Source organism: Gracilibacillus sp. YIM 98692, assembly GCF_010993965.1.
Taxonomy (GTDB): domain Bacteria; phylum Bacillota; class Bacilli; order Bacillales; family Amphibacillaceae; genus Gracilibacillus.
The window spans coordinates 1-16,160 of record NZ_WIXM01000049.1 but is presented as its reverse complement, the minus strand read 5'-3'; the positions used below and the strand labels follow the sequence as shown (position 1 = coordinate 16,160).

The window sequence follows — 16,160 nt, the reverse complement described above, 5'->3', positions numbered from 1 at the left end:
CCAACTATTATCTATAAAAGGTTAAAAACTTGTATTTAACTTTTACACAATATTAAGGACTTGACTGAACAGTCTGAAGACCCCGCAGGAAGCGTCTTTGCTTCCGAGGAGGCTGAAGCGTTCCCCACGGAAAGCGAGTGTTTTTCCGAAGCGACGATTAAGCACTCATCGTTAAACGAGTGGGAGGATAATATTTATAAGTTACTTCGCAGTTTATGGATATTGTGAAATAAGGTTTATTTTAAATAGAACAATCTTTTAAAAAGTAATCTAATAAATAAAATAGTTTATATACCAACTTGACCTTGGAGTATACTCCAGGGTTTATAATGTATTTGAGGTGAAAAAATGACTTTGCAAATAGGAGAAGTAGCAAAAAGAAGTCAAGTGAATAAGGACACTATTCGATACTATGAACGTTTAGGTATAATACCGGAGCCGAAAAGGACTCACAGCGGCTATAGAATGTATACAGAAGAAATCGTTGAACGTCTAAGTTTTATTAAAAGAATGAAGGAACTTGGCTTTACTTTAAAAGAAGTGGAGAAGCTTTTAGGAGTAGTCGATAAAGATGAATCGAAATGCAGTGATGTGATTGAGTTCTCAAAAGAGAAGTTAAAAGATGTTCAAGTGAAAATCAGGGATCTGCAAAAGGTGGAAAAAATGTTAAAGGAATTGCACACTTGTTGTGATGCACCTAATGAAACTGATATATATAAATGTAAAATTATTGAAACAACATTAACAGGAAAATCCGAATGACAATGAATGTTAATATCTGAAATTATAACGAATAGAAAAATTAACATTATCACAATCAGATTGGAGAGGGAAAATGAAAAAAAATAAATTATTTGCAACGGGTATAGGTGCTATTAGTTTGTGCGCACTATGTTTTATAGCCCCTTTTTTGGCGATCGGTTTAGGAGCAATAGGTCTTGGTTTTCTGACAGGATATTTAAATTATATGATCATCCCTGTTATTGCCGTATTGATAGGAGTCATTTTTTATAAATGGAAAAATAAAAAGTGCAATTCATCATGTACAACACATAAAAGTAAATGTCATTCTTCATAATATGAACCTAGTTAATAAAGAAGGGAGAATTCACATCGTGGAATTCTTCTTTTTTGTGCTTGACCTAAAGATGAAGTAGCCATAGCATTACGTTTATTCATTTTTATGTTAAAGTGATAGAAGCAACAACCGAGGAAGGATGGAAAAACATGAGTAAAACGGTAGTGTTAGCAGAGAAGCCTTCTGTTGGAAGAGATATAGCCCGAGTATTAAAATGTAATAAAAAGACAAATGGCTATATGGAAGGTTCTAAATATATTGTAACATGGGCGCTGGGTCATCTAGTAACATTAGCTGATCCGGAAGCATATCAAGATAAATGGAAAACATGGAAGTTGGAAGATTTACCAATGCTTCCAGAGCGATTGAAGCTTGTGGTTATGAAGAAAACGGGTAAACAATTTCAAACGGTCAAATCACAACTGATGCGTAAAGATGTAAAGGACGTTGTGATTGCAACAGATGCTGGTCGTGAAGGGGAGCTTGTGGCTAGGTGGATATTAGCTAAAGCACGTGTTCATAAACCTGTAAAAAGGTTGTGGATTTCTTCTGTAACGGATCAAGCGATTAAACAAGGTTTTCAAAATCTAAAGCCAGGAAAGCAATATGAAAATTTATATGCTTCCGCTGTTGCTCGATCAGAAGCAGATTGGTATGTTGGGCTAAATGCGACAAGAGCACTTACTACAAAATTTAATGCACAGCTTTCAAGTGGACGTGTTCAAACGCCAACGCTTGCTATGATTGCAGCACGTGAAGAGGAAATCAAACAATTTACTCCAAAGACCTACTACCAAATAAAAGCACATACAAAAGAGGGGATCACGTTAACATGGCGAAACCCGAAAATGGAAGCAAGGTTATTTGATAAGCAAAAGGCAGAACAGCTCATGCAAGAGCTAAATAATCAAGATGCTGTAGTAAAGAAGGTGGATAAGAAGAAGAAGAAACATTATGCACCAACCCTATATGATTTAACAGATTTGCAGCGTGATGCTAACCGGATTTTTGGTTTTTCTGGAAAGCAGACACTTTCGATTATGCAAAAACTTTACGAGCAGCATAAACTGTTAACCTATCCACGTACTGATTCTAAGTACTTGTCAACCGATATTGTCCCAACGTTAAAGGAAAGAGTTGCTAGCTGCGGAGTTGGTCCGTATGCAAAGGTTGCGGCCAAAATAAAAAAACATCCGATTAAGGCAAATAAGTCGTATGTCAACAATGAAAAAGTTTCGGATCACCATGCTATTATCCCAACAGAAGAACCTGTATATCTTTCCAAGTTAAATGATCAAGAACGTAAAATCTATGATTTAGTGATCAAGCGCTTTTTAGCTGTATTATTACCACCTTTTCAATTTGAACAATTAAATCTTACGGCTGAAATAAACGGAGAAATATTTGTTGCTTCTGGTAAAAATGTAATAGATCAAGGCTTTAAGGCAGTTCATCAAGAGGAATCAGAAGAAAAGGATGAACAACAAATTTCCGATATCGAGCAAGGTCAGGTATGGAGAAAACCAAGGCTAGTGTTAGCGGAAGGTGAAACAAAACCGCCAGAACGTTTGACAGAAGGAACGCTTTTACAAGCTATGGAAAATCCGGCGAAATTTTTGAAGCTGGATGAAAAACACGCGACGAAAACACTGCAATCAACGGGTGGGTTAGGAACAGTTGCTACAAGAGCAGATATTATTGAGAAATTATTCAACACCTTTTATATAGAGAAAAAAGGAAAATATTTGTATATCACTTCTAAGGGGAAGCAACTATTAGAATTAGTACCAAAAGATTTACGCTCTCCTCTTCTTACAGCAGAATGGGAAGAGAAGTTACAGAAAATAGCTAATGGGAAAATGAAAAAGGATACTTTCATAAGAGAAATTAGAGGATATACGAAGCAAGTGGTTCATCAAGTGAAGTCAAGTGAAGCTAAATTTAAGCACGACAATATGACGGGGACAAAATGTCCAAACTGTGGAAAATTAATGTTAGAAGTCAATGGAAAGCGTGGCAGAATGCTTGTCTGTCAAGATAGATCATGTGGGGAGAAGAAACATATTGCCAAGAAAACGAATGCTCGTTGCCCTAAATGCAGTAAGAAAATGGAGTTGCGAGGGCAAGGTGAAGCACAAACCTTTTCTTGTGTATGTGGGTATCGAGAGAAGCTATCATCATTTGAAAAAAGGAAGAAGAAGCAATCGAAAAATAAAGCGAACAAGCGGGATGTTAAGAAATATATGAAACAGCAAGATGATGATTTTTCAAACCCTGCATTAGCGGAAGCCTTGGCCAAATTAAAAAAAGAATAGGAAAGACAAGCAGGGCTACCCAAAAAGATGTTTGGGTGGTCTTTTTTTTCCATACAGATAAAGTGAATTCGACGTAGATCCCACGATTAGGAAGATAGATAAGGGCACTAACTTTGACAAAGGCTCGTCAATCGCCGAGTTTTCTTTATTAGAAAGTGGCACGCCAATATTTGCGTCTTGTTTCTCATTTTTAACTCCTTATCTGTATTGTGCTGTAATAAAGAATAGAATTTATTATGATATAAAGTAAGTTAACGCCATGGGAAGGGGGAAAAAAGATGAAGGTCAATTTGGACTTTGATCAACGTTATGAAGATACGACGATCACAATTCAATCTAAAGAAATGAATGAATCGATTAAAAGAATCCTAGATTTTCTAGGTGAGAGAGAAAAGGAGTTTATTATAGGGAAGAATGGAGACATGCAGCATATCTTAAATCCAGAGGATGTACACTATTTCTATTCTGAAGCAGATACGGTAAAAGTGGTTACTTCAAAAGGAACATTTCAAATAAAGGAGAAACTGTACGAATTAGAAGAAACGCTTCCGTATACAAAATTTATTCGTTTATCTAAGTCTGTTATTGCTAATGTGTATGAATTGAGTCGTTTTGAGCCTTCCTTTAATGGAACACTCTGCGTCTATTTTAAATCAGGAGCAAAGGAGTATGTTTCGAGACATTATGTTCCAAAGTTAAAAGAAATATTAAAAATAAATAGAGGGAGGAAAAATAAATGAAGAAATTTTTAATAAAAAGCATGATCGGTATTATGTTTGGTGCATTTGTTTCGGTTATGGTAACAAATGGGATTATTTTGATAGGGGGCACAGAAGTATTAGATGGAGGGCTTTTTCTTAAAAATTCTCTTGGCTCGATGTTTTGTGGTTGGTTTTTTACCGTAACGCCACTTTATTTTGAGATAAATTCTATTAGCTTGTTTAAACAGACTGCTCTTCATTTCATCACTGTCACTATCCTTTATTTCATTTTAGCACTGGGTATAGGATGGATTCCATTGGATTGGCAATCAATAGTAATATTCACCATACTATTTTTACTAGTTTATATTTCTATTTGGCTTAGTTTCTATTTGTATTATAAAAAAGAATCGAAAAAAATGAACGAAGACTTACAATATATTCAAAAGTAAAACACCGGGTGAAGCATCCGGTGCTTTTTCATAAGAAATTTTCGCAAATTACTGCACAGTTGAACAAAACTGCGCAATAGCGAAAATTTGTCTCGGTGTAGATTCCTTCCATTCTCATTTGAGATGTGGCACTTGTGCCCTTGGGTGAAAGCGAGTGTTTTTCCGAAGCGACGATTAAGCACTCATCGTTAAACGAGTGGGAGGATAATATTTATAAGTTACTTCGCAGTTTATAGCTATTGTGCCATGAGATTTATTGTGAAAAAGCAACAATCTTTTAAATAACGGTCTTCCTAAAAATAAGCCTCTGGTCTTAGATGAAAATATAACTAGGGACAGTTCAGCGGAGAGGGCGGACAAGCTATGATAGAGGTAAGAAAGGAGGGAGCGCTAATGAAAACATTTCTTCTCATTTGTTTAGCTGTCGTAGCGGCAATCATTTTACTGGCGAATATAGGACCAATGATTATGCTCCTGATTAGTATCGCCATTTCCTACTACGGCATAAAGAAATTTATATTAGTAAATTCAACTGGCAAAAAAGTACTTTGGGCGATCGTCATTCTCATTGGGATATCTATTTCATTGTCTAATATACCTGCGTTAATTGGAGTCGTTGCATTAGTAGTGTTGTATTACACCTATAAAAAATATAAGCAAGAAAAAGAAAATACTTATTATAAGGAAGATTATTTAAGCTTGAATGAATTGTAACATAATAAAAACGGAATGGTTCTTAATAGATAATTAAATAAAGGAGGAATCCTATATGTCTCATTTATTGACACGTATAAAAGATTCAGTAATGGCAGATTTACATGATTTAATGGATCAAAAAGAGGAGAAAAACCCTATTGCTCATGTGAACCAATATATTCGCGACTGTGAACATGAAGTAAAAAAAATAAAAAGGTTAGTAGAAAAGCAATATCATATTAAACAAGATATGTCACGAGAATTAAGCCAAGCAAAAATGATGGTGGAGAAAAGAAACAGGCATAAACTACTTGCGGAAGAGATGCAGGAGGTAGAATTAGCGGGTGAAGCACAACAAGAGTTAGAACAATTTGAACAACGAGTACAACAATTGACAAGGATGCATGATCAATCGATTAAAGATTTAGAAGCATTAGAAGCAAAATATGTACAAATGAAACAAAAGTTAAAAGATCTATATGTCAAACGTTTAGAGCTAAGAAGCAGGGAAAATATTGCAAGAACGAAGCAAGGGATTAATAAAGTATTAGAAACGGAGCTAGTTTCTAAAAGCGCATCGAAGTTTGCTGAGCTGGAAAACTATATTGAACGCATTGAACAGCGAGTTTATACAGATCACCGTTTGCATACATTAGATGCAAGATTCGCGGAATTAGAGAAAAAGACTTCTAATCCAAACTAAAAACATGCTATGCTAAAAGGTGCAGATAAACTGCACCTTATTACTTCTGAAAGGAGGCCAGTGTAATGTTGAAAAAATCAAATGTAGATTGGATACAATTATCCATAATAGCAGTTGTTGTTGTATTTTTAATAGAAATCATTTTTATGGACTCTGGCCTTCTATTTCTTGTTGTATTAGCGAGCATTGCCTTATATTTTGGGCGAAGGTCCTATCATAAAGTAACTGGTAAGACCATTTTTTGGGGTGGTGTCTTTTTTCTTTTTATTACGCTCATTGACACGTTTGCGATTAGGCTATTGTTATTAACTGTTATTGCTTATTTCCTTTGGAATTGGTATCAAAAGAAGCAACACCCTGCTAAACAAATTCCGCCATCTATAGATGTCACAGAAGAAACCATTCAACAAGATCAATTTTTTCAAAGTAAATGGTTTGCACAATATCACACAACAGAAAACGCTTTTGCATGGGAAGACATGAACATGCAATCAGGTATAGGTGATGTAAAGATTGACTTAAATAATACGATGCTGCCAACTGGAGAGTCCGTTATCGTCTTTCGTCATTTGTTTGGAAATGTACAAGTCATCATACCGTACGATGTGGAAGCAAGCATTCATCATTCTGTTGTATTTGGTGATATCTATGTGTTTGATCACCAAGAAAGAAATGCTTTTAACCGCACCATCCGTTTGCAAACAAAAGGATACCATGCGTCATCTCAGAAAGTGAAAATAGTAACTCAAGTAGTGGCAGGAAAGCTTGAGGTGAAAAGAGGATGAGGCTTTATGGGCGAATTATAGCATCGTCAATAATATTATCATTTTGCTTTCTTATTTTGTTTACGGTCCTATATTTTTTAGCTTTTCCATTAGAGGAATGGCAATCATTATGGACAGAAAAAGTATGGGAAGTTCCTTTTGTTATACTTGTACCGACCATGACAATTATATTCGGATGTGTCATAGGTATTGTCTTATCTTTGGTGATACAAAAGCGAGTTTCTATGGTTGAGGAAAAATTAAGTATGATATTAAAAAGTAAACCGATCTCTACAGATATCACCTTTGATGAATTAGACAGCTTGTTTGATAAGTTAATCGAGTTACAATCCTTCCTTCAAGAGAAAACGAAACGTACGCAACGATTGATTGAGGAAAGAGTGGAAGGACAAGAAGAAAAAATAAACCAAGTTATATCAGAAGAGCGAAATCGCTTAGCACGTGAATTGCATGACTCTGTTAGCCAAGAACTTTTTGCTGCATCGATGCTTGTCTCAGCGGTAAATGCTACGAAAACGGAAAAAGATGCTCTATTTTCAAAGCAATTAAATCAAATTGAAGCAATCATACATCAGTCTCAGTTAGAGATGCGAGCGCTTCTGCTGCACCTTAGGCCTATTCTTCTGAAGAATAAAACATTAAAGGAAGGCATAGAGCAGTTGCTAACAGAGTTAAAAGCGAAAGTTCCAATATCTGTGATATGGCATATAGAAGATGTGGCTGCTAATAAAGGAGTGGAAGACCAGCTATTTCGAATATTACAAGAAGCTTTTTCTAATGCCTTAAGACATGCAAAAGCTGATCAAATTGACGTATCTTTAATAGAGCGGGACGAATTCATTATTTTAAAGGTAGAAGATGATGGGATAGGATTTCAAGTAGAAGAAAAAAAATCTGGATCGTATGGGTTAACGAATATGCAGGAACGTTCGCTAGAAATTGGCGGGCATCTAAGAATTGTTAGTATACCAGACAAAGGGACTCGTCTAGAAGTACGTGTGCCCAATTTTGATAAAAATCAATAGAAGATGGGAGGAGAGTATCATGATTAGGGTATTATTTGTCGATGATCATGAGATGGTGCGAATTGGTGTTAGTGCTTATTTGTCCACACAGCCTGACATTGACGTGATTGGTGAAGCGGATAATGGTAAGAAAGCCGTAAAGCTAGCGTTAGAAATGCGGCCGGATTTGATATTGATGGATTTAGTGATGGAAGAGATGGATGGGATAGAAGCAACAAGAGAAATTATGAAGGAATGGCCACAAGCTAAGGTTTTGATTGTGACAAGTTTTATTGATGATGACAAAGTATATCCAGCTTTAGAAGCGGGCGCCACAAGCTATATCTTAAAGACTTCTAAAGCAGAAGTGATTGCACAAGCCATCCGTGACACTTATGCTGGTGAAACCGTATTAGAGAAAGAAGTGACAGAAAAAGTGATGGCTAATATGAGAAAAAAACAGAGTCCTCTTGCACATGAAGAGTTAACAAATAGAGAAAAAGAAATTTTACTGTTGATAGCTCAAGGTAAAACAAATCAAGAAATTGCGGAAGAGCTTTTTATTGCCCTAAAAACAACAAAAGTTCATGTCAGTAATATATTAAGCAAGCTGGAAGTTCATGATCGAACACAAGCTGCTGTATATGCTTATCAACATGGACTGGTATCCAACAAATAAATTCTTTATAACCCTAATGAATCATTAGGAATCTTAATTCGAAAAGATATGTTATCATTTTCCAAGTCAAATTGATGAACGCGGACTCTAATATTACTTCTGACATTCATCTGTGTCACAGCAATATAAATGTTTTCTTCTTTTGGATTAATAGTAATCCATTCTGGTGTATGGATTCTATCATCTACATATTTTAATATTCGGTCTTTTGGGAGACGGAGTAACCCTAAAGCCATTTCTTTAGACTGAAGCACAATATCTCCATTCTCTTGTACGATGGGGTCTAATGTTATCTTTATGGGTATTTCTGTTTTGAATGCTTCAATGGATCCCATTAAGTGTACTTCTTCATCAAAACTAATACGATATTTATCTTCGTCATCTTTGAGTGATTTATCGATATAAGCATTGACAAGCTCATCTAGATTTTCTTTGGTAGAGCGTATCATAAATTCTGCTCCTTCTTCATTTTCTAAATAGGTTTTTTTAGGTGTATTGACTGTTTCTAAAAAAGGCCAGAAGATAAGAGAGAGTATTAGTAAAACCCCTAAAATATTAACCCATAATAAAACGAAAAAGAACTTTCTCCAATTCCACATTTTTTTCTCTTCCATAATATTCACCTTCTACTTCAAAGTAATTAATCATCATTTTGCAGGTAGGTAAGGACCCTGTTAGCAATCATTTCATATCCTGAATGATTAGGGTGAAAATTATCATCAGCAAAAACATTCTCTGTTTGTTCATTGTATATACCCTGAAGCGGAACAAACGTTACTTGTTCATATTGAAAGGATGCCTGGCGCCCTTCTTCATTCCAGCGGTTTAAAATATTATCCAAAGCCTGAATGTCCCTAAAATATTTTTCAAATGGGTTAAACAACCCTAATAGATAGATTTCTGCTTCTGGTTGAATAGAGGTGATCGTTGATAATATTTGCTCTAGTCGCTGTCGGTATGGTTGCCTCTCTTGTTGAAAAGGTTCTTCTGTTAAGTGCATGAAGTTATCTTTGACAATTTTCATAATATCATTAGAACCGATTGTAATAAGTACAATATCTGCTTTACCTAATGATTGAATAATTTCTTCGGATTCCAGTCGCTTTAATAATTGGTCAGTTCGATTCCCACGTTTTCCAAAATTATCAATGGTCACTTTTTGGTTTTCATTACGTAATCGTTCTTCTAAAATACCAATATATCCACCATTGCCTGTTTCATCTCCAACCCCTTGAGTTAGGGAGTCTCCGATGGCCACGATATGTGTATCCTTTTGAAAAATTCTTAATGCTTCCTTGACTACGCCAGTTACGGTTTCACGTATACCACTTGATGAGTTCTGTTCTTGATCCTCTGTTTGTTCTTCTTCGATATCCGTTGATTCTTCCTCAGTAGATTGGTTCTGTTCTTCAGTCGCAGAATCTTCTTGAGGGTAGTCTTGTACATTGTTCTCATTGTAAAAAATATATAGACAAACAGCCACTATAGCTGACACGGTTATCATCATTACTTTTTTCTTGTTCATAAAAAACACCTGCATTGATTTTTTTAAATATTTACCCTGAAAATAGATGCTTCACACATATATACTGGTCATCCTTATTTTATGCCTATATTTAAATGAACATGACAGCACGATTATTTCTTGTCTATTACCAATATATCAAAAATGAATAGGAATTAAAGTAGTAAGAAGCTGAATAGTGGATGGCATTTGTCATTCTTTGGATAAGCCCATTACTTCTTGCTGCAATTGCATAGACTATTATAAAAACTGGAGAGGAGAGGGTAAAAATGAGCTCAGCTGATAAAAATAAACCGAATGGGATCCCAGAATGGGGTGAGGATCTTATGAAAAGGTTAGATGCTTTTTTATATGAAAAACCGACAAGAAATATTATGGAAAGTATTGATAGCTTTTTTGATCAGGCAAAAGGGTATAGAAAAATACCGGTAGATGTGAAAGAAACAGAAACCGAATGGATTGTATTAGTGGAACTGCCAGGAATTAAACGAGATCAAGTTCAAATAAAGTTGCTTGGTAATCAAATTCAACTCACGGTATCCCATGATGAGGAAACAGAAAAATATGATCAAAACACGCATTATTATCATAAAGAACGACGTAAGCAAAACAATCAAAGATTGATAACATTGCCATATCCGGTCGACAGAAAGACAGCTAAGGCTCGTTTTTATAACGGTGTGCTAGAAATTAGAGGCCCGAAAGGAAAGATCGATCAAAACACATTGCATATTGAATAAGCTAATGGCTATTTGCTATTAGCTTTTCTTTTCATATGCTATATTATAAGGAGAAAACGGGTTGGAGAAGGGGGGAAGAAAGGTTGGAAATTACGGAATATATTTTAAGTTTTATGTTATTTTTTAATATTATTTTGTCCTTAACTATTATCTTTTTAGAGAGAAAGAATGCAACAGCCACTTGGGCTTGGATTATGGTCCTTACCTTTATACCTGTATTTGGATTTATTTTATATCTTATCTTTGGACGTAAGCTAAGTAATAAAACGATTTTTACATGGGATACCAAAAGTAAATTAGGGGTCAAATCAGCTGTTCAGCATCAAATGAGAGAAATTGAAAGCAGGCAATTTCACATACATGATCCCCAGTTGTATCAGTATAAGGACTTGTTTTATTTACATTTAAGAAATAATGATGCGATTTATTCTCAAGACAATGAATTAGAAATATTTACAGAAGGGAATCGAAAGTTCGATTCTTTAATAGAGGATATTAAACAAGCAAAAGATCATATTCATTTGTTATATTATATTATTCGCTCTGATCAATTGGGGGAAAGACTGGCAAATTTGTTAATGCAAAAAGCACTTGAAGGGGTCAAAGTACGTGTGTTGTATGATGATATGGGGTCAAGGAGATTAAGTCGAAAGCTCATCAAGAAAATGCGCCGATCCGGAGCAGAGGTGGAGGGATTTTTCCCGCCATTGATACCAAAGGTTAACTTGAAAATTAATCATCGTAATCACCGAAAACTTGCTATTATAGATGGGGAAATTGGTTATATTGGCGGATTTAACATCGGGGATGAGTACCTTGGATCTAATAAACGTTTTGGTTATTGGAGAGACACCCACTTAAGAATAGAGGGAAGTGCTGTTAATCACATGCAAACCCGTTTTATTCTGGATTGGAATCAAGCATCCCGCCATGATATTGTTTACGATAAACGATACTATGCAGGCAAGCCAAAAGGTCATGTCGGTATGCAAATTGTTTCTAGTGGTCCGGATTCTGAATGGGAGCAAATTAAGCATGGTTATATCAAAATGATTATGTCAGCAAAAGAATATATCTTTATTCAAACGCCGTATTTTATTCCGGATGAGAGTCTGTTAGATGCTTTGAAAATCGCTAGCCTTTCTGGTGTAGATGTTCGGATTATGATTCCGAATAAGCCCGATCATCCTTTTGTTTATTGGGCAACTTATTCCTATATTGGGGAGTTATTAAATGCTGGAGCAACTGTTTATATTTATCAAAAAGGCTTCTTGCATGCTAAAATGATCGTAGTCGACAGTAAAATTGCTTCCGTAGGTACGGCGAATATTGATGTGCGCAGTTTTCGTTTGAATTTTGAAGTAAATGCCTTCTTATATCAAGGAACTGTGGCAGAGATGTTAGTCGATGAATTTGAAAAGGATATGGAAGATTCGACGTTATTAACACATGATGAGTATCACAAACGTTCGCTATGGATCCGTTTTAAGGAATCGATATCTAGGTTAATTTCACCAATTTTATAGATGAATAAATGTTTAATTAGTCATGTTTTTAAGTATAGAAGGGATGACATCGATGCGTGGATTAAAAGTGGAAGAGTTAAGCAAGACACATGGAGAAAAGGTATTATTTAATCAAATATCCTTTTCCTTAACTACAGAAGATCGAATTGGCTTGATTGGAGTTAATGGTACAGGAAAGTCAACCCTCCTTAAAGTGATTTCAGGGATAGAGCCGATGGAAAGTGGACGTATAGATCATCCAAATGACTTCCAAATAGAATATTTAGATCAAGATCCTGAGTTAACAACAGGCTATACTGTACTGGACCAAATATATTACGGTGACGCAGATATCATGGTGACGCTCAGGAAATATGAAAAGGTTGTGAGAGAGCTAGAAACGGTCCCGAACGATGGAAAAGTCCAGCAACGACTGTTGGATATGCAGGCAGAGATGGATCGTCTGGAAGCATGGGATGCCATGACAAAAGCGAAGATGATTTTAAGCAAGCTAGGAGTCCCTTCCATGGATCAACAGGTGGAAACTTTATCTGGTGGTCAAAAGAAAAGAGTGGCAATAGCGAAGGCGCTGATTCAACCAGCAGATTTATTGATATTAGATGAGCCTACTAACCATTTAGATAATGAGACAATTGAATGGTTAGAGGAGTACCTTCCGCAATATACTGGTGCTGTTATGCTTGTGACACACGATCGTTATTTTTTAAATCGGATGACAAACCGTATTTTTGAATTGGACAAGGGCAAGTTATATTCATACCAAGGGAATTATCAGACATTCCTTGAACAGAAAGCCCTTCGTGAAGAACAAGAATTGCAGGCAGAACAAAAACATAAAAACATACTGAAAAAAGAAATTGCTTGGTTAAAGAGTGGAGTTAAAGCACGTACGACGAAACAAAAAGCTCGGATTGACCGTGTTGAACAAATGAAAGAAAAAACATTTGATACAAAAAAGAACGAGATCTCCTTTCAAGTAGGTTCTGTTAGGCTGGGAAAAAAGGTAATGGAAGCAGATCGTTTATCGAAGTCCTTTGATGGGCAACCGCTTTTTGAAGACTTTAGCCTTTTAATTAAGCCAGGAGATCGTATCGGTATTGTAGGTCCTAATGGCAGTGGAAAGACGACTTTATTAAACATTTTGGCTGGAAAAGAACAAGCAGACCAAGGAAATATTGAAGTTGGAGAGACAGTGAAAATAGGCTATTACACACAAGACCATCCTGCTTTAGATGACACTGTTCGAGTCATCGATTTAGTAAGAGAGGTCGCGGAAGTAGTTCATACCATTGATGGTGATGTTATTACTGCAGAACAAATGTTAGAGAGATTCTTATTTCCACGCTCCCAGCAGTGGACTTATGTTCGCATGTTATCAGGAGGAGAGAAGCGTCGTTTATATTTATTAACTGTCTTAATGCAAGAGCCAAATGTTTTATTTTTAGATGAGCCGACCAATGATTTAGATACGGAAACCTTAGCAGTATTAGAGGATTACTTAGATCAATTTCCTGGTGTTGTCATCACCGTTTCGCATGATCGGTACTTTTTAGATAAAACTGTAGACCAGCTCATTGCTTTTACTGGAGAGAAAAAGCTCAATCATTTTTATGGTAATTATTCCGACTTTCGTAAGCAACTAATGGACATGAACAAAATGCCTGATAAACCGAAAGCGGATAATAAAAAGCCAAAAAGACGTAAAAAGCTTTCCTATCATGAACAAAAAGAGTGGGAAACAATTGAAGATGATATTACAGAGTTAGAAGCAGAATTGGAAGAAACTAAAAAAGAAATTGCGGAGGCAGGAAGTGACCTAGGTAAAGTAGAACCTTTATATAAGAAGCAAAATGAATTAGAACAAATATTAGAGGAAAAGATGGAGAGATGGGAAACCTTATCTCTAAAAGTGGAAGAGCTGCAGTAATAAAGAATAGACAAACCAAAGTAAAAGATTGAAAAAGGAGGATGCAAGTATGGCGAGTAACGAAATGCTACAAAAATATGCAGAACTAGCTTTGAAAACGGGGGTCAATTTACAAAAAGATCAAGCTCTTGTCATTAACTCCTCAATTGAAGGAGCAGATTTCACTAAAATTGTTGCAAGAAAAGCCTATGAATTAGGGGCAAAAAACGTACATGTTAATTGGACAGATGATGAATTGACCTTATTAAAGTTTGAAAATGCCCCAGAAGAAGTGCTAACGAATATTCCAGATTGGCAAGTTCAAAAGCATCTAGATTTTGCAGAGGATGGAGCAGCATTACTTGCTATTCGTTCGACTAATCCGGATTTATTAAAAGACATTGATTCAGAGCGTGTAGCAAAAGCAAATAAAGCGAGTGCAGAGGCGATGAAGGAATTTCGTCAATATACGATGAATGATCGGATTCCGTGGTCGATCATTTCCATTCCAACAGGGGATTGGGCACAAAAAATCTTTCCAGATAAATCAAAAGCGGATGCTATCGAGAGCCTATGGGGAGAAATTTTTAAAATTGTTCGTGTAGATAAAGAGGATCCTGTAGCGGCATGGGATAAGCATAACGATATTTTGCATCAGGCAAGGGAATTCTTAAATAAGAAAAAATACAAGGCCTTTGTCTTTAAAGCGGAAGGTACAGACCTACGTATCGAATTACCAGAGGGACATATTTGGAAAGGCGGAGCTACTAAAACAGAAAAAGGATTTGCTTTTAACCCTAATATGCCAACAGAAGAGGTATTTACAGTACCGGATAAGTATGGAGTGGATGGCAAAGTGAAGGCGACAAAACCGCTAGTTTATGGCGGAAATATGATTGATGGTTTTAGTCTTACATTTAAAGAAGGAAAAGTCGTTGATTTTGAAGCAGAAAAGGGCTATGATACATTAAAACATCTCTTAGATACAGATGAAGGGGCAAGCCGCTTAGGGGAATTAGCTCTAGTTCCGCATTCTTCACCGATTTCGCAATCTGGTTTAATTTTTTATAACACCTTATTTGATGAAAATGCATCTTGTCACATCGCATTAGGAAAAGCTTATCCAACAAACTTGGAAGGCGGATCTGATATGAATGAAGAGGAGTTAGATAAACATGGTGTGAATGATAGCTTGACACATGTTGACTTTATGATTGGATCTGCTGATCTTGATATTGATGGTGTAACAGAAGATGGCAAAGAGGAACCGGTATTTCGCCAAGGAGAATGGGCTCTTGATTTTGATTCCTGATATAGGGTTATCTTGTCATCCCTTGTTGTAAATGGATTGGATAAAGGAGTATAAAAATGTGGGTTGTCATTATAGTTTGTATTATTGTCGTGATTGGTGTATTAGCTCTATCTATCATGACATTGAACAAAGGGTATGCGTATAAACAAACCATTGATCCGCTGCCAGAAGAAGAAAAGTGCGATGAAAGAAAAGAGAAAGATTAGAGAAAGATTTGTGAAAAAAGCTCTGTCAAAAACATTACTTACTATGAGCATGTTTTGACAGCTTTTTTATTAATAATAAAATCTTACTTTCTAGAAGGATTATAAAAATACTGCACAAAATCCATAAACTGCGCAATAACTGATAATATTTTCCTCCCACTCGTTTAAAGATGAGTGCTTAATCGTCGCTGCGGAACAACACTCGCTTTCACCCAAGGGCACAAGTGCGACATCTACTCAAGCTTCCTTTAGTCGCTTTCGCAGTGTCTTCTTTGCCGTGGGGAACGCTTCAGCCTCCTCACGAGCAAAAAGCGCTCGCCCGAGGGGTCTTCAGACTGTTCCTTTCCCACAGGAGTCTCGCATTTTTCCGCAGCTTGGATTGGTGCTCGTTTTAAGTGAGAAAAAAACATATTCTTACTACTCACTAGCGGAAGAAATATACGTAGACTCCTGGGGGAACAGCGCGAGGCCACTGAAAAACTGTGCTGTTTTGAGTGAAAAAGAATCAATCACAGGCTGAAAGGAAAAATAG

Annotated in this window: 17 protein-coding genes; 15 read left to right on the top strand and 2 right to left on the bottom strand. The window is 36.2% G+C overall.

Annotation, left to right across the window (positions count from 1 at the left end; all coding sequences use genetic code 11):
* Positions 1 to 348: 348 nt before the first annotated feature.
* The 10 genes from merR to GHD00_RS20015 all read left to right on the top strand — a co-directional run bounded on the left by merR (position 349) and on the right by GHD00_RS20015 (position 8,413).
* Positions 349 to 762 (top strand): Hg(II)-responsive transcriptional regulator, encoded by a 414-nt coding sequence (gene merR / locus GHD00_RS20060; RefSeq protein ID WP_163539972.1) that lies wholly within the window; start codon positions 349 to 351, stop codon positions 760 to 762.
* A gap of 73 nt (positions 763 to 835) precedes the next feature.
* Positions 836 to 1,078 (top strand): MerC domain-containing protein, encoded by a 243-nt coding sequence (locus GHD00_RS20055; RefSeq protein WP_163539971.1) that lies wholly within the window; start codon positions 836 to 838, stop codon positions 1,076 to 1,078.
* A 149-nt stretch (positions 1,079 to 1,227) separates the two neighbouring features.
* Positions 1,228 to 3,393: a DNA topoisomerase III gene (locus tag GHD00_RS20050; RefSeq protein ID WP_163539970.1), complete on the top strand. Its 2,166-nt coding sequence runs from the start codon at positions 1,228 to 1,230 to the stop codon at positions 3,391 to 3,393.
* A gap of 278 nt (positions 3,394 to 3,671) precedes the next feature.
* On the top strand, positions 3,672 to 4,133 hold the full coding sequence (locus GHD00_RS20045) for a LytTR family DNA-binding domain-containing protein (RefSeq protein ID WP_163539969.1): 462 nt from the start codon (positions 3,672 to 3,674) through the stop codon (positions 4,131 to 4,133).
* Entirely contained in the window at positions 4,130 to 4,546 is a 417-nt protein-coding gene (locus GHD00_RS20040) for a DUF3021 domain-containing protein (protein WP_163539968.1), read from the top strand. Before GHD00_RS20045 ends, GHD00_RS20040 begins: the two co-directional genes overlap by 4 nt.
* 393 nt (positions 4,547 to 4,939) lie before the next feature.
* Complete coding sequence (locus tag GHD00_RS20035; RefSeq protein WP_163539967.1) at positions 4,940 to 5,260, top strand: lmo0954 family membrane protein; 321 nt, start codon at positions 4,940 to 4,942, stop codon at positions 5,258 to 5,260.
* Between the two features lie 55 nt (positions 5,261 to 5,315).
* On the top strand, positions 5,316 to 5,945 hold the full coding sequence (locus tag GHD00_RS20030) for a PspA/IM30 family protein (protein ID WP_163539966.1): 630 nt from the start codon (positions 5,316 to 5,318) through the stop codon (positions 5,943 to 5,945).
* 65 nt (positions 5,946 to 6,010) lie between these two features.
* Positions 6,011 to 6,730: a cell wall-active antibiotics response protein LiaF gene (gene liaF, locus GHD00_RS20025; protein ID WP_163539965.1), complete on the top strand. Its 720-nt coding sequence runs from the start codon at positions 6,011 to 6,013 to the stop codon at positions 6,728 to 6,730.
* Positions 6,727 to 7,755, top strand: coding sequence for a sensor histidine kinase (locus tag GHD00_RS20020; protein WP_163539964.1), 1,029 nt, complete (start codon positions 6,727 to 6,729; stop codon positions 7,753 to 7,755). Before liaF ends, GHD00_RS20020 begins: the two co-directional genes overlap by 4 nt.
* A gap of 19 nt (positions 7,756 to 7,774) precedes the next feature.
* Positions 7,775 to 8,413 (top strand): response regulator, encoded by a 639-nt coding sequence (locus GHD00_RS20015; RefSeq protein ID WP_163539963.1) that lies wholly within the window; start codon positions 7,775 to 7,777, stop codon positions 8,411 to 8,413.
* A gap of 5 nt (positions 8,414 to 8,418) precedes the next feature.
* Here GHD00_RS20015 and GHD00_RS20010 read toward each other — a convergent pair whose 3' ends face one another.
* Positions 8,419 to 9,027, bottom strand: coding sequence for a YpmS family protein (locus GHD00_RS20010; protein ID WP_163539962.1), 609 nt, complete (start codon positions 9,025 to 9,027; stop codon positions 8,419 to 8,421).
* 26 nt (positions 9,028 to 9,053) lie between these two features.
* Positions 9,054 to 9,938 (bottom strand): SGNH/GDSL hydrolase family protein, encoded by an 885-nt coding sequence (locus GHD00_RS20005; protein ID WP_163539961.1) that lies wholly within the window; start codon positions 9,936 to 9,938, stop codon positions 9,054 to 9,056.
* Positions 9,939 to 10,207: 269 nt separating this feature from the next.
* On the opposite strand from GHD00_RS20005, the gene GHD00_RS20000 reads away from it, so the two are divergent.
* The 5 genes from GHD00_RS20000 to ytzI all read left to right on the top strand — a co-directional run bounded on the left by GHD00_RS20000 (position 10,208) and on the right by ytzI (position 15,628).
* Positions 10,208 to 10,678 carry an Hsp20/alpha crystallin family protein gene (locus tag GHD00_RS20000; RefSeq protein WP_163539960.1) on the top strand — a complete coding sequence of 157 codons (471 nt, stop codon included), beginning with the start codon at positions 10,208 to 10,210 and terminating at the stop codon, positions 10,676 to 10,678.
* 83 nt (positions 10,679 to 10,761) lie between these two features.
* Positions 10,762 to 12,204, top strand: a complete 1,443-nt coding sequence (gene cls / locus GHD00_RS19995) for a cardiolipin synthase (RefSeq protein WP_163539959.1) — start codon at positions 10,762 to 10,764, stop codon at positions 12,202 to 12,204.
* Between the two features lie 52 nt (positions 12,205 to 12,256).
* A complete protein-coding gene (locus tag GHD00_RS19990) occupies positions 12,257 to 14,131 on the top strand; it encodes an ABC-F family ATP-binding cassette domain-containing protein (protein WP_163539958.1) in 1,875 nt (624 codons plus the stop codon).
* Between the two features lie 49 nt (positions 14,132 to 14,180).
* Complete coding sequence (locus GHD00_RS19985) at positions 14,181 to 15,422, top strand: aminopeptidase (RefSeq protein ID WP_163539957.1); 1,242 nt, start codon at positions 14,181 to 14,183, stop codon at positions 15,420 to 15,422.
* Between the two features lie 56 nt (positions 15,423 to 15,478).
* A complete protein-coding gene (ytzI, locus tag GHD00_RS19980; protein ID WP_163539956.1) occupies positions 15,479 to 15,628 on the top strand; it encodes a YtzI protein in 150 nt (49 codons plus the stop codon).
* The last annotated feature ends 532 nt before the right edge of the window (positions 15,629 to 16,160 follow it).

Bases quoted from the DNA above. Each gene is read 5' to 3' on its own strand.
- merR (WP_163539972.1), top strand. From the start codon at position 349: ATGACTTTGCAAATAGGAGAAGTAGCAAAAAGAAGTCAAGTGAATAAG.
- GHD00_RS20055 (WP_163539971.1), top strand. From the start codon at position 836: ATGAAAAAAAATAAATTATTTGCAACGGGTATAGGTGCTATTAGTTTG.
- GHD00_RS20050 (WP_163539970.1), top strand. From the start codon at position 1,228: ATGAGTAAAACGGTAGTGTTAGCAGAGAAGCCTTCTGTTGGAAGAGAT.
- GHD00_RS20045 (WP_163539969.1), top strand. From the start codon at position 3,672: ATGAAGGTCAATTTGGACTTTGATCAACGTTATGAAGATACGACGATC.
- GHD00_RS20040 (WP_163539968.1), top strand. From the start codon at position 4,130: ATGAAGAAATTTTTAATAAAAAGCATGATCGGTATTATGTTTGGTGCA.
- GHD00_RS20035 (WP_163539967.1), top strand. From the start codon at position 4,940: ATGAAAACATTTCTTCTCATTTGTTTAGCTGTCGTAGCGGCAATCATT.
- GHD00_RS20030 (WP_163539966.1), top strand. From the start codon at position 5,316: ATGTCTCATTTATTGACACGTATAAAAGATTCAGTAATGGCAGATTTA.
- liaF (WP_163539965.1), top strand. From the start codon at position 6,011: ATGTTGAAAAAATCAAATGTAGATTGGATACAATTATCCATAATAGCA.
- GHD00_RS20020 (WP_163539964.1), top strand. From the start codon at position 6,727: ATGAGGCTTTATGGGCGAATTATAGCATCGTCAATAATATTATCATTT.
- GHD00_RS20015 (WP_163539963.1), top strand. From the start codon at position 7,775: ATGATTAGGGTATTATTTGTCGATGATCATGAGATGGTGCGAATTGGT.
- GHD00_RS20010 (WP_163539962.1), bottom strand. From the start codon at position 9,027: ATGGAAGAGAAAAAAATGTGGAATTGGAGAAAGTTCTTTTTCGTTTTA.
- GHD00_RS20005 (WP_163539961.1), bottom strand. From the start codon at position 9,938: ATGAACAAGAAAAAAGTAATGATGATAACCGTGTCAGCTATAGTGGCT.
- GHD00_RS20000 (WP_163539960.1), top strand. From the start codon at position 10,208: ATGAGCTCAGCTGATAAAAATAAACCGAATGGGATCCCAGAATGGGGT.
- GHD00_RS19990 (WP_163539958.1), top strand. From the start codon at position 12,257: ATGCGTGGATTAAAAGTGGAAGAGTTAAGCAAGACACATGGAGAAAAG.
- GHD00_RS19985 (WP_163539957.1), top strand. From the start codon at position 14,181: ATGGCGAGTAACGAAATGCTACAAAAATATGCAGAACTAGCTTTGAAA.
- ytzI (WP_163539956.1), top strand. From the start codon at position 15,479: ATGTGGGTTGTCATTATAGTTTGTATTATTGTCGTGATTGGTGTATTA.